Source organism: Polaribacter sp. BM10 (assembly GCF_002005425.1).
Lineage (GTDB): Bacteria > Bacteroidota > Bacteroidia > Flavobacteriales > Flavobacteriaceae > Polaribacter > Polaribacter marinaquae.
In genome coordinates, this window is sequence record NZ_CP019704.1 from 1,525,405 (window position 1) to 1,537,743 (window position 12,339).

Below are 12,339 nucleotides of genomic sequence, written 5' to 3' on the forward strand. Positions count from 1 at the left end.
ATAGAAATATTAATAAATGACAGATTATAAAAAAATTATCGAAAACATTTATCTTGATGTAAAAAATTCAGAAGATAATGGTAAAGTTGCCAACTATATACCAGAGTTAGGTTGTATTTCTGATGAAAATTTTGGTATTAGCATTACAACTATCGAAAAACAAAATTATGGTGTTGGTGATTTTGAAAAGAAGTTTTCTATCCAAAGTATTTCAAAAATCTTATCATTAACATTAGCTTATCAATTAGAAGGAGAAAACTTGTGGCAACGTGTAGATGTAGAGCCTTCTGGCAATCCTTTTAATTCTTTACAACAATTAGAATCTGATAAAGGTATACCAAGAAATCCTTTTATAAATGCTGGTGCAATTGTAATTTGCGATGTATTAATTGGTCATTTAAAAAACCCAAAAGAAGATTTTTTAGATTTTTGTAGAGAAATTGCAAACAATTACAATATTAATTACAACAAGAAAGTTGCTGAATCAGAAAAAAGAACTGGTTTTAGAAATGTTGCACTTTGTAATTTTATAAAATCTTTTGGTAACATTAAAAACAATGTAAATGATGTTTTAGATTTTTATTTTCATATCTGTTCTTTAGAACTAACGTGTAAAGAGTTAACAGAAATCTTTATGTATTTAACAGAAGATAATTACACAACTCATAAAGGAAACTCGATTATAACTGAAAGTCAAACAAAAAGAATTAATGCAATAATGCTTACATGTGGTTTTTATGATGAATCTGGTGAGTTTTCTTTTCGTGTTGGTTTGCCAGGTAAATCTGGTGTTGGTGGTGGTATTGTTGCGATTCATCCAGATAAATATTGTATTGCTGTTTGGAGCCCTAAATTAAATGAAAAAGGAAATTCTTTTAAAGGAATGTTATTTTTAGAAAATTTTACTACAAAAACAGCGTCTTCTATTTTTTAACAGTACTAATACAGATTTAAATTTCAATGAGTACATCTTTAAAAATTAACAAAAACGTTAAAGAAGTTTTTAGTTTTGCTTCTTTTTTAGAAACTACTTTTAAAGATGATGTAAATGCAATTTGTTTGCAGCGTTCTTTACAGGGTAATTTTGCTGAAATAATAGAAAAAATAATTTGTACTGATAAAATTACAGTAATCAGTGCAAAGGATTTAGCAGCTTTAAAATTGAGTACAAAAGGAAATGTAGCCCGAGAATTACTTTTAAATGACATGAAAATGTTAGAAGAAAAAGGAGCTGCACCTGTTTTAAATATCATAAAAAATTATGATGCAGATGATAGTTACCCTTTTTTTCCTACGGATGTTTACTCTTTTCACGTAGACAAATCGCCAATACCAACGGCAACTTATCTTTGTACTTATTACGGCGAAGCAAGTGAAATTGTTTCGAATTCTGAAGCAACACAAAAAATCTTGATTCCGGAAATACGAAAAGAATTATTAAAATTACACAACGGTAAAGAAGAAGGTTTTGAAACTTTTTTATCAGATTTTTATTTTGATTTGCATTACCAAGCAAATCCCAACGCACAAATTACAAATTTGGGCATTGGAAATTTCTGGAAATTAGCTGTAGATCATCCTACAAGTAAAGTTTTACCTTGTATACACAGAGCGCCAAAAGAAAAAGGGCAAACTCGTTTACTAATGATTTGTTAGGTGATTAGCCTTTAAACTTCATGCCTAAATGCACTACTTTTTTTGTTTCGAAAAAATCTTCTTCAAAATAATCTGGCAAATCATAAATTGTTGCAGAAGTATATAATTTAAGCTCTTCAGACAAATCACCTCCTTTTAAATATAAAATTCCGTTTTTTAAATCGTGATTTTGCTTTTTAGCAATTTTACCTTTTGTCCAACCAACAAAAGTTTCCATTTGTGCTACTGCTCTACTTACAATAAAATCGTAGGTATCGTTAATTTCTTCTACTCTACAATTCGAAGTTTTTACGTTTTCTAAACCTAAGCCTTCTTTAACTTCATTTACAACTTTAATTTTTTTACCAATAGAATCTACTAAATGAAATTGAGTTTCTGGAAATAAAATTGCTAACGGAATTCCAGGAAAACCACCACCAGTACCAACATCCATAACTTTAGAACCTGGTTTAAACTGCATAACTTTTGCAATACCTAAAGAATGTAAAACGTGGCGTAAATACAACTCGTCTATATCTTTTCTAGAAACAACATTAATTTTTAAATTCCAATCTTTATACAATTCTTGCAACTTGCTAAATTGTGTTATTTGTGTTTCTGATAAATTTTTAAAATATTTGTGAATGATATCCATCTTTGTAATGTTTGAATTGCAAAAATAGTTATTGTTAACAAACAATTAGTAACAAAACCTGACGTTTATCATAAAAAGCAATTTCAAAAAGATTATTTTTGCAAATCAATATTAAAACACTGAATGAAAACAATAACTTTCTCTAGAGTCGATAAAGCTAAATTCTTTAGAACTCTAAACAAAAGAGTAAATACATATTTTAAAGAAAACGATATTAAAAGAACAGGAAACTGGAAATTGTACTCAAAAGCAATTATTATGTTTTCTCTATTTTTAATTCCGTTTATACTAGTTTTAACTGTATCAATGCCACAATGGGCAATGGCTTTATTAATGGTTTTAACAGGTGTTGGTATGGCAGGCGTTGGTATGAATGTTATGCACGATGCTAACCATGAATCTTTCTCTAAAAGAAAATGGGTGAATAAACTAATGGGTAGCAGCATTTATATTTTAGCTGGTAACGTGTACAACTGGAAAGTACAACACAATGTTTTACACCATACATTCACAAACGTAGAAGGTCATGACGAAGACATTGACGCTGGTAGAATAATACGTTTTTCACAACATTCTAAATGGTTTAACATTCATAAATTTCAAAAATATTATTCTATTTTCTTATACGGTTTGTTAACAATAAACTGGGCAATTACTACAGATGTAAAACAAATGCGTAGGTATTTAAAAAGAAAATTATCTTATGGTAAATTTCCGAATCCTGCTACAGAATGGACAAAATTAGTAATCTCGAAAATAGCCTATTATGCACTATGGATTGCTTTACCAATTTTAGTATTAGATATTTCTTGGTGGAAAGTAATTATTGGCTTTTTTGTAATGCATTATACTGCTGGTATGATTTTGAGTTTGGTTTTTCAATTAGCACACATTGTACCAAATACAGACATGCCATTACCAGATAAAGACGGTAATTTAGAACACACTTGGGCAGTCCATCAATTATATACCACATCTAACTTTGCTCCTAGTAATTGGTTGGTAAACTTCTATACGGGTGGTTTAAATCATCAGGTTGAACATCATATTTTTCCACACATTTCTCATGTACATTATAATAAATTAGCTAAAATTGTAAAAGAAACTGCAAGTGAGTTTAATTTACCTTATAATGAATACGATACCATGCGTAAAGCAATTATAGAACATTTTAGACACTTAGGAGTTTTAGGAAAAAACCCAGAAATAGCATAACAAAAACACACAACTAACAGTAGTACACAATGAAACATCCATTATCGGACAGAATTAACAGTTTACCTGTTTCGCAAACATTAGCAATGGCTGCTAAAGCCAGAGAGTTAAAGGCAGAAGGAAAAGATATTATAAGTTTAAGTTTAGGAGAACCAGATTTTAACACTCCAGACTTTATAAAAGAAGCGGCAATAGAAGCTGTAAATCAAAACTATAATTCTTACACGCCAGTAGACGGTTATTTAGAGTTAAAAGAAGCAATTTGCACAAAATTTGAACGTGATAATAATATTAATTACAAACCAAATCAAATTGTAGTTTCTACAGGTGCAAAACAGTCTATTGCAAATGTTGCTCAAGTATTGTTAAACCCAGGTGACGAAGTTTTATTACCTGCACCATATTGGGTTAGTTATTCTGCAATATCTATATTAAGTCAGGCTAAATTTGTTGAAATTCCGTCTTCAATAGACGACGATTTTAAAATTACGCCAGCGCAATTAGAACGTGCAATTACGCCAAAAACAAAAATGATTTTCTTTAACTCGCCAAACAACCCAAGTGGTTCTATGTACAGCGAAGAAGAATACAGAGCTTTAGCAGCTGTATTAGAAAACCATCCGCAAGTTTATATATTATCAGATGAAATTTACGAACATATAAACTACGGTGCAAAGCCTTTTAGTTTTGCTGCCATAGAAAGCATGTACGATAGAACAATAACTGTAAATGGTTTAGCAAAAGCATTTGCCATGACAGGTTGGAGAATCGGTTATATTGGTGCCCCAGAATGGATTGCAAAAGCGTGTACTAAAATGCAAGGTCAAGTTACTTCTGGCACAAACTGTATTGCGCAAAGAGCTGCAATTACAGCTGTATTAGCGCCAGTTTCTAAAATACAATATATGGTAGACGAATTTAGAACTCGTAGAGATCTTGTTGTTGGTCTATTAAGAGAAATAGAAGGTTTTAAAGTAAATGTACCAGAAGGTGCTTTTTACGTTTTCCCAGATATTTCTGCATTTTTTGGCAAAACAATAGACGGTGTTACCATTGAAAATGCAAGCGATTTTTCTTTATTTATTCTAGAAAAAGCAAATGTTGCAACAGTAACTGGTGAAGCCTTTGGTGCGCCAAATTGTATTAGAATGTCTTATGCAGCATCAGAATTGCAGTTAAGAGAAGCAATTAAAAGAATTAAACAAGCTTTAAGTTAAAAGCAAAACATAAATTATTTAAAAATCCATCTTGTTTTAAGATGGATTTTTTTTTGTTTTAGCGTGCCCTTTCAGGTCAGGCTTTTGCACTCGCTTTTTGTTCATACTTCACAAAAGAGCTCAAACAAATGCTGCAATCCTTCACGCATGCATACTTGCCAACTATTTTAAATAAGCTATTAAATAGAAATCATAACCAATGCAAATACAAATAAAGAAACTTGTAAAATAACTGCAGTTTGACTTTCTTGTCTTGTTTGATGATTAAAAACAAAGCTTTTTATTTTAGAAATAGACTTTCCTTTTTCTCTAACAATACTATTTTTTATTACTTTCTTATAACTAGAAGTTAAAATTCCTCTTTCTAATACGGTAGTTGATTGTAAATATTTCATGGTATTTGGTTTTATTGATTTATACTAAGAAGACGACATCTAACACTCTTTGTTACAGACTAAAAGTTTCTAAAAAGTAAAATAAATTCATTTTTCTAGCGTTGATGGTTTACGACAACGAGAAAAAAATTGATAAAAATTTTCTATCAACAACTAAATTGCATCTTATGCTTAAAAAATTCTTTATTATTTGCTCTGGTGCAGATAAAAATCTTCTAAATAATTGTGCCGACGGAGAGCAAAATAAATATGTTGGTATTGGTGCAACTGTATTTTTTACAGCAATTATGGCTACAATTTCTGCAAGTTATGCGTTATATACTGTTTTCGATACTGTTTTTACTGCTCTTATTTTTGGAGTAGTTTGGGGTTTGCTAATTTTTAATTTAGACAGATTTATAGTGGCTACAATTAAAAAAAGAGATTCTAAATGGAAAGAGTTTTTACAAGCATCACCAAGAATTATATTGGCAATTATTATTGCAATAGTTATTTCTAAACCACTAGAATTAAAGTTATTCGAAAAAGAGATCAATCAGGTTTTGTTAACAGAAAAAAATCAAATGACTTTAGATAACAAAACTCAAATAGCCGCACAATTTAATCCGGAAATCGCTAAAATTAATAGCGAAATCGATGCTTTAAAAACTGAAATCGTCGAAAAAGAAATTATTACTAATGCGTTATATGACACTTATATTGCCGAAGCAGAAGGAAGAAAAGGAACCAAACTATTAGGTAAAGGACCTGTCTATAAAGAAAAAAGAGAAAAACACGATACTGCTTTAGCTGAATTAAACCAACTTAAAAAAGACAATGCTGCAAAAATAGAAACCAAAGAATTAGCAATTGCCGCTTTAATTGAAAATCAGAAATTAAATGAGTCTAAAACACAACCCATCATTGCAAATTTTGACGGTTTGATGGCTCGAGTAAATGCATTAAACAAATTGCCTTGGTTGCCATCATTTTTTATTTTCTTGTTGTTTTTAGCCATAGAAACATCGCCAATTTTTGCAAAGTTAATTGCTCCGAAAGGTGAATATGATTTTAAACTAGAAGAACAAGAATCTGCTATTAAAACTTGGGTGCAACAACAAGTACACCAAAGAGAAGTAATGTTGGCTGCTGATATAGACTTGAATAATAAAGTCTATAAAGATATGGCCGAAGAAGAAGAGTTGTATAAATACAAACAAAAAATGGCTCGCGATTTAATGAAATTGCAAGCCGATTCTTTTTATAAAAAGCAACAAAAAATGTTGTAATGCTATTTGTTAGCAGGTAGTTGCGTTAGCGATTGCAACGGCATCCTTTTTTGAGGTACGAAAAAAAGATATAGTGAAAAGCGCGACCTGAAAGGTAACGCCCAACTTCTCGATACAATTTTCTTTAAGAAATTTACTCGAAGCTGCTTACTCTTTTTCTGCCATTTTTTTAACGTAATCTGTAATAATTACAATTTGTGTTGGCCCTACTTTACCTTCTATATATTTTGCATTTTCGTGATCTAAAGAAATTCTGCGAACTGCTGTACCTTGTTTGGCAACCATACTAGAACCTTTTACTTTTAAGTCTTTAATTAAAACAACAGAATCTCCGGCTTGTAAAATAGCACCATTGGCATCTCTATGAATAATTTTTTCACTTTCGTCTAAATGATCTCCAGATTCTTTAGCGTAACGTAAATCGTCATCTTCTAAATACATCATATCTAACAAATCTTGTGGCCAACCTTCGTTTTTTAAACGAGAAAGCATTCTCCAAGCAACAACCTTTACAGCTCTGTGCTCAGACCACATAGCATCATTTAAACAACGCCAATGATTGGCATCTGTAGCTTCTGGATTTTCTATTTGAGTTATACAAGTTTCGCAAGCTAACAAACTACCATCTACACCACCTGTAGAAGTTGGTTTTACTTCGTAAATTGATAAATTATTTGTTGCAGTACATAATTCGCATTGGTTACCGCTTCTGCTTTCTAATTCTTGTTGTAAACTCATTATTTATTTTTTATACAGCAAAAGTACATTTTAAAATTAGTTATACTAATTACTGCTGCACTTTTAAGATTAAAAGATTTTTACTGTTTTTAATTTCTGTTTGATTTAGCATCATTTTTACATACTCGCCATTTAAGTATTTTTGGGCTTGGTCTTTATAATGCTTGCTAAATACACGACCAGATTGACCTGTTGGTATAATAGCCAAACTATTTTCTACATCAGAAAAATCGACAACTCTTCTTGTAGATGGTCCTGCTTTTACTTTGTAATATCCTGTAGAATCGATATCGTAAATTTGATTGTTTATTACTTGGTCTCCGCCATTGGTTCTAAACGGGCCAACATTAAAGTATTTTCTAAGCAAAGCTACTTCGCCAACAGCATGTTTGTGTTCTACGGTTAGTACTCTTTCCCATTTCCAGCCAGCAACATTGGCTCCTAATTGATTTTCTAAAAACTGAAATGCTTTTTTAAATGATGTAGTAACTATCTCTTGTTTGGTTTCTATTTTATTAACAGTATTCACATTATCCCACCAAACAGAATTTTCTCTTTTTGCTTGAACGGGCAACACTTTTTCTACAAAAGGCGTGTTTATAAATTGAAAATATCCTTTTTGCATTTCGTCTGCAAAAGTATTTTTTTGAAACTCGTAAATAAATCTATTATAAATTGTAGGCGCAACTTCTTCTTTATCGAAATTACCTTGCCATTTATTTAAAATAGCAACGGCTGTTTTTTCACTTGCAGAAAAATCACTTTGATCTAATGCTGCTATTAAATCCTTAGAAATTTCTGGTATAACGGGCGATGTAACATCCATAAGCATTTTTGCAACATCTTCTTTAGACCAATCGTTTTTAGGAGTTAACAAATTTTCTATTCTTTTAGCTCTATCTTCTACTAAATAATAACCAGGATATAATTTATTCTGAATAGAATCTGGTTGATTATTTGCAGAATATACATAATTACTTGTAGGGTTAATGGCTTGCGGATTTTCATCAAAATCTATATAATTTAAAATCTCATCTGTACCAGAAGATCCGTTTAAAAATGTTTTTGTGTACAAAGAATCTCTGTAATTATACAATTTACCAGAAGCAAACCATGCAATATTATTTTTAGCATCTCCGTACATCATATTTAAACCAGGCGCATGCAGCTTACTTGCCCCCTTTTTAAAATCTGATAAAGATTTTGCATGAGAAATTTCATAAGCAACATCCATTATTTGGTTTTCTAACATGGTATAAATCCATTGCATTGCTATTGGTTTTTCTGTTTGCAATTGGTCTATAATTCCGTTCATTAACGGCCCATGTTTACTAACTTTTATTGTGTACAAAGAATCATTAGCGTCTTTAACTTTTAATGTTTTTTCAATTTTCTTGTAATTTAGGACTTCATTTTTGTACAAATATTGGTTTTCATTTTCTGGGTTGTTCTGTTCAATATAAAAATCGATATCATCGTTCTCGAACATTGTTAAACCATATGCGTAATCTTTATTATGTCCTAAAAGAGGAAAAGGAACTAATGCCAAATGAAAACCATACATTTCATAATTTGGAGTTTTTATATGTGCTTGATACCAAACAGAAGGTTGCGAATAACCAATATGAGGATCGTTTGCAAAAATTACCTTTCCGTTTTTTGTTTTATCTGCGCCAATAACCCAAGAATTACTTCCAATAAAAGGAGCTATTGGCAATACTGCTGTAAGATTTTGCATTGCTTCTGAAAAAGCACCTGTTATTTCTGCATTCTTTTCGTTAGGAATTAGTGTTAAATTTTTATCTTCTACACCAATCAATTCATTAAAATATGTGCTACCTAATTTTTCTTTAATTTCATTAAGCATTGGATCTGTTTTATGCGCAATTGCAAAACTAAAAGCCATATAACCAAATACATTATACATATCTTTTAGCGTATATTTTTCTTTTTTTACGCCAACCAATCGATATTCTATCGGTGTTGTTCCGTTTTCTATATATTGATTTATTCCGTCTAAATAAGCCATAGCCATTTTATAAGCTTCAGAATTCTTATCTAAATTTTGTATTGTTTCTTCTGATGCTTCTTCGATTCCTAAACCAGAAAATAGTTTATCTGTGCGTATTAACTTTTCTCCGAAAATTTCAGCCAACCTTCCGGCAGCAATTCTTCTAATCAGTTCCATTTGCCACAATCTATCTTGCGCATGCACATAACCTAAAGCCACATATGCATCTTTTTGGTTTTCTGCTGTTATGTGTGGCACACCTATTTCATCAAAATAAACCGCTACATCTTTTGTTGTATTTTTTAATTGAATTTCGCCATTGTATGTTGGTTTTAAACTATTAAAATAAATCCAACTTGCTATTCCTAAACTTATTATTATAACAATTAAAATAGCTACGGTTTTTTTGATAATTTTCATCGAAATGTGTTTCATAAATCCAAAGATAATAGATTTAAATTGTATTTTTGAAACTGATTATTAAATCATACTTCATGAAAAAAATTCAAATGGTAGACCTTCAAGGTCAGTATGCAAAAATTAAAGACTCTGTAAATAATTCTATAGAACAAGTACTAAATACATCGGCTTATATTAATGGTCCTTTAGTTCATGAATTTCAGGCAGATTTAGAAAAATATTTAGGTGTTAAACACGTAATACCTTGTGCAAATGGTACAGATGCATTGCAAATAGCAATGATGGGCTTAGGTCTAGAACAAGGTGATGAAGTTATAACAGCAGATTTTACGTTTGCTGCAACTGTAGAAGTAATTGCGCTATTAAAACTAACACCAGTTTTAGTTGATGTAGATGAAGATACTTTTAATATTAATATAGATGCATTAAAAAAAGCAATTACACCAAAAACAAAAGCCATTGTACCGGTTCATTTATTTGGACAAGTTGCCAATATGGATGCAGTAATGGAAATTGCAAAAGAACATAATTTGTTTGTTATTGAAGATAATGCACAAGCAATTGGTGCAAATTATACTTTTAAAAATGGTAAAAAACAAAAAGCAGGTACTATTGGTAATGTAGGTACAACCTCATTTTTTCCTTCTAAAAACTTAGGTTGTTACGGAGATGGCGGTGCTATTTTTACAAATGATGATGCACTTGCACATACAATTAGAGGAATTGTAAATCACGGAATGTATACACGTTATTACCATGATGTAGTTGGTGTAAACTCTAGATTAGATTCTATACAAGCGGGCGTTTTAAAAGCAAAATTACCGCTTTTAGATAGTTATTGCAATGCAAGAAGAAATGCTGCTAGATTTTACAACAAAGCATTTGCAAACAATCCTAATATTATTACACCAACCACAAAATCGAACGCGACTAACAGTTGTGGTGAAATTTGTGATGTTTGTGATTGTCATGTTTTTCATCAATACACATTGCAAATTACAAATGGTAAAAGAGATGAACTACACAAGCACTTGTTAGACAACGGTATACCGAATGCAATTTATTACCCTGTTGCTTTACACGCACAAAAAGCATACAAAGACGATAGATATAATGAAACGGATTTTCCTGTTACTAACAAGCTAATTCAAACGGTAATTTCTTTACCAATGCACACAGAATTAGATACAGAACAATTAGAATTTATTACAAATACAATAAATAACTTTATCAAATAACAACTTTCTATGAAAAAGATATTGGTTACAGGTGGTTTAGGTTTTATTGGTTCACATACAGTTGTAGAACTTCAAAATAAAGGTTTTGAAGTAGTTATTATAGACGATTTATCGAACACAACACTTAGTGTTTTAGATAATATTGCTGATATAACTGGTACTAAACCAGAGTTTCATCAAATTGATTTACGTATTAAAAGCGATGTAAATAATTTTTTTAAAAACAATAAAGTTGACGGGATTATTCATTTCGCAGCTTTTAAAGCTGTTGGAGAAAGTGTTCAAAATCCTTTAGATTATTACGAAAACAACATTGGTAGTCTGGTTTACATTTTGCAAGAAATGCGAGATAGAAATATCGATAACTTTATCTTTTCTTCTTCTTGTACTGTATATGGGCAAGCAGATGAATTACCAATTACCGAAAATGCACCTGTAAAAAAAGCGGAATCTACTTACGGAAACACCAAACAAATAGGAGAAGAAATTATACAAGAAACATGCAAAGCGCATGGTTTAAATGCAATTGCTTTGCGTTACTTTAACCCTATAGGCGCACATGAAAGTATTAAAATTGGTGAGCTGCCTATTGGTGTTCCTCAAAATTTAATTCCGTATGTTACACAAACCGCAGCAGGAATAAGAAAAGAATTATCAGTTTTTGGTGATGATTACAATACAACAGACGGTACAGCAGTAAGAGATTATATTCATGTGGTTGACTTAGCCAAAGCACATATTGCAGCATTACAACGTCTGTTAGAGAAAAACAATAAAGAAAAATTTGAGTATTTTAATGTTGGCACAGGTACAGGAAGTTCTGTTTTAGAAGTAATAAAAGCTTTTGAAAAAGCCGCTAAAAAATCTTTAAATTACAAAATTGTTGGCAGACGAGAAGGTGATATTACAGCAGCTTATGCAGATACAACTATTGCCAATAAAGAATTAAATTGGCAAACAGAAAAATCTTTAGAAGAAGCATTAGCATCTGCCTGGAAATGGCAACAGCAACAAAATAAATAGCTTTTTTAAAAAACAAATTCTAGAAGAAATCACTATAAATTGACGTATTTTATGTTAATTTATAGTGATTTTTTGTGTTTTTTATCAAAAATTAACCAAAAATGAGTTTTTATATGACAATTATATTCCGCTAGCATTATCATATTTACAATTGCAACCAACTTCTATTTTCAGATTCTTATTTCTAGCGTTTATCTTAGGATTTTAACACTTCTAAATTGACATCGCTTTTTTATCGCTCTAACTTTGCAGTATATTAATTACAATGATACTAGAAAACATGAAACTGATTAAAATTAAAAGAAAAACACGTTTAGAAAAGCGTTACACACCAAAAATGGGTAGACTTCACACAAACGTAACTTACATTAAAAAAACAATTTTAAACGTAATACCTATTAAAACGGTACATAAATATAGAGAAACATATTACGGTCAAATAAAAGATTGTAGCGATTGTGTTTTAGCTAAATAAAAGATCAAATCTCAAAACAAATGTTTTGAGATTTTTTTTAGTTTTAATT

The 12,339-nt window shown here is 30.7% G+C and carries 12 protein-coding genes; 8 read left to right on the forward strand and 4 right to left on the reverse strand.

Annotated features, from left to right (window positions below; all coding sequences use genetic code 11):
• Positions 1-16 precede the first annotated feature (16 nt).
• Positions 17-934 carry a glutaminase gene (locus BXQ17_RS06890; RefSeq protein WP_077809906.1) on the forward strand — a complete coding sequence of 306 codons (918 nt, stop codon included), beginning with the start codon at positions 17-19 and terminating at the stop codon, positions 932-934.
• Between the two features lie 26 nt (positions 935-960).
• Positions 961-1,656: a hypothetical protein gene (locus BXQ17_RS06895; RefSeq protein ID WP_077809907.1), complete on the forward strand. Its 696-nt coding sequence runs from the start codon at positions 961-963 to the stop codon at positions 1,654-1,656.
• Positions 1,657-1,660: 4 nt separating this feature from the next.
• On the opposite strand, the gene rsmG is transcribed toward BXQ17_RS06895, so the two are convergent.
• Positions 1,661-2,290 (reverse strand): 16S rRNA (guanine(527)-N(7))-methyltransferase RsmG, encoded by a 630-nt coding sequence (gene rsmG / locus BXQ17_RS06900; RefSeq protein WP_077809908.1) that lies wholly within the window; start codon positions 2,288-2,290, stop codon positions 1,661-1,663.
• Between the two features lie 123 nt (positions 2,291-2,413).
• On the opposite strand from rsmG, the gene BXQ17_RS06905 reads away from it, so the two are divergent.
• Both BXQ17_RS06905 and BXQ17_RS06910 read left to right on the forward strand, forming a co-directional pair.
• Positions 2,414-3,505, forward strand: a complete 1,092-nt coding sequence (locus BXQ17_RS06905; protein WP_077809909.1) for an acyl-CoA desaturase — start codon at positions 2,414-2,416, stop codon at positions 3,503-3,505.
• 29 nt (positions 3,506-3,534) lie between these two features.
• Positions 3,535-4,722 carry a pyridoxal phosphate-dependent aminotransferase gene (locus BXQ17_RS06910; RefSeq protein WP_187661442.1) on the forward strand — a complete coding sequence of 396 codons (1,188 nt, stop codon included), beginning with the start codon at positions 3,535-3,537 and terminating at the stop codon, positions 4,720-4,722.
• A 179-nt stretch (positions 4,723-4,901) separates the two neighbouring features.
• Here the strand turns inward: BXQ17_RS06910 and BXQ17_RS06915 are convergent, their stop codons facing one another.
• Entirely contained in the window at positions 4,902-5,117 is a 216-nt protein-coding gene (locus tag BXQ17_RS06915) for a hypothetical protein (RefSeq protein WP_077809910.1), read from the reverse strand.
• A gap of 167 nt (positions 5,118-5,284) precedes the next feature.
• Between BXQ17_RS06915 and BXQ17_RS06920 the strand changes: the two genes are divergently transcribed.
• A complete protein-coding gene (locus BXQ17_RS06920; protein WP_077811376.1) occupies positions 5,285-6,385 on the forward strand; it encodes a DUF4407 domain-containing protein in 1,101 nt (366 codons plus the stop codon).
• A gap of 147 nt (positions 6,386-6,532) precedes the next feature.
• Here the strand turns inward: BXQ17_RS06920 and BXQ17_RS06925 are convergent, their stop codons facing one another.
• Positions 6,533-7,123: an alkylphosphonate utilization protein gene (locus tag BXQ17_RS06925; RefSeq protein ID WP_077809911.1), complete on the reverse strand. Its 591-nt coding sequence runs from the start codon at positions 7,121-7,123 to the stop codon at positions 6,533-6,535.
• Positions 7,124-7,172: 49 nt separating this feature from the next.
• Complete coding sequence (locus BXQ17_RS06930; protein ID WP_077809912.1) at positions 7,173-9,554, reverse strand: penicillin acylase family protein; 2,382 nt, start codon at positions 9,552-9,554, stop codon at positions 7,173-7,175.
• Between the two features lie 74 nt (positions 9,555-9,628).
• Between BXQ17_RS06930 and BXQ17_RS06935 the strand changes: the two genes are divergently transcribed.
• From BXQ17_RS06935 to BXQ17_RS06945, 3 genes are all read left to right on the forward strand, one after another.
• A complete protein-coding gene (locus BXQ17_RS06935) occupies positions 9,629-10,792 on the forward strand; it encodes a DegT/DnrJ/EryC1/StrS aminotransferase family protein (RefSeq protein ID WP_077809913.1) in 1,164 nt (387 codons plus the stop codon).
• Between the two features lie 9 nt (positions 10,793-10,801).
• Positions 10,802-11,815: a UDP-glucose 4-epimerase GalE gene (gene galE, locus BXQ17_RS06940; RefSeq protein WP_077809914.1), complete on the forward strand. Its 1,014-nt coding sequence runs from the start codon at positions 10,802-10,804 to the stop codon at positions 11,813-11,815.
• A gap of 280 nt (positions 11,816-12,095) precedes the next feature.
• The gene (locus BXQ17_RS06945) at positions 12,096-12,290 is read left to right on the forward strand and encodes a hypothetical protein (protein ID WP_077811377.1); all 195 of its coding nucleotides are present in this window, start codon (positions 12,096-12,098) and stop codon (positions 12,288-12,290) included.
• Positions 12,291-12,339: the final 49 nt, after the last annotated feature.

Coding starts and splice junctions, on each gene's coding strand:
- BXQ17_RS06945 (WP_077811377.1), top strand. CDS start 12,096: ATGAAACTGATTAAAATTAAAAGAAAAACACGTTTAGAAAAGCGTTAC.
- BXQ17_RS06890 (WP_077809906.1), top strand. CDS start 17: ATGACAGATTATAAAAAAATTATCGAAAACATTTATCTTGATGTAAAA.
- BXQ17_RS06915 (WP_077809910.1), bottom strand. CDS start 5,117: ATGAAATATTTACAATCAACTACCGTATTAGAAAGAGGAATTTTAACT.
- BXQ17_RS06910 (WP_187661442.1), top strand. CDS start 3,535: ATGAAACATCCATTATCGGACAGAATTAACAGTTTACCTGTTTCGCAA.
- BXQ17_RS06935 (WP_077809913.1), top strand. CDS start 9,629: ATGAAAAAAATTCAAATGGTAGACCTTCAAGGTCAGTATGCAAAAATT.
- galE (WP_077809914.1), top strand. CDS start 10,802: ATGAAAAAGATATTGGTTACAGGTGGTTTAGGTTTTATTGGTTCACAT.
- BXQ17_RS06930 (WP_077809912.1), bottom strand. CDS start 9,554: ATGAAAATTATCAAAAAAACCGTAGCTATTTTAATTGTTATAATAATA.
- BXQ17_RS06905 (WP_077809909.1), top strand. CDS start 2,414: ATGAAAACAATAACTTTCTCTAGAGTCGATAAAGCTAAATTCTTTAGA.
- BXQ17_RS06925 (WP_077809911.1), bottom strand. CDS start 7,123: ATGAGTTTACAACAAGAATTAGAAAGCAGAAGCGGTAACCAATGCGAA.
- BXQ17_RS06895 (WP_077809907.1), top strand. CDS start 961: ATGAGTACATCTTTAAAAATTAACAAAAACGTTAAAGAAGTTTTTAGT.
- BXQ17_RS06920 (WP_077811376.1), top strand. CDS start 5,285: ATGCTTAAAAAATTCTTTATTATTTGCTCTGGTGCAGATAAAAATCTT.
- rsmG (WP_077809908.1), bottom strand. CDS start 2,290: ATGGATATCATTCACAAATATTTTAAAAATTTATCAGAAACACAAATA.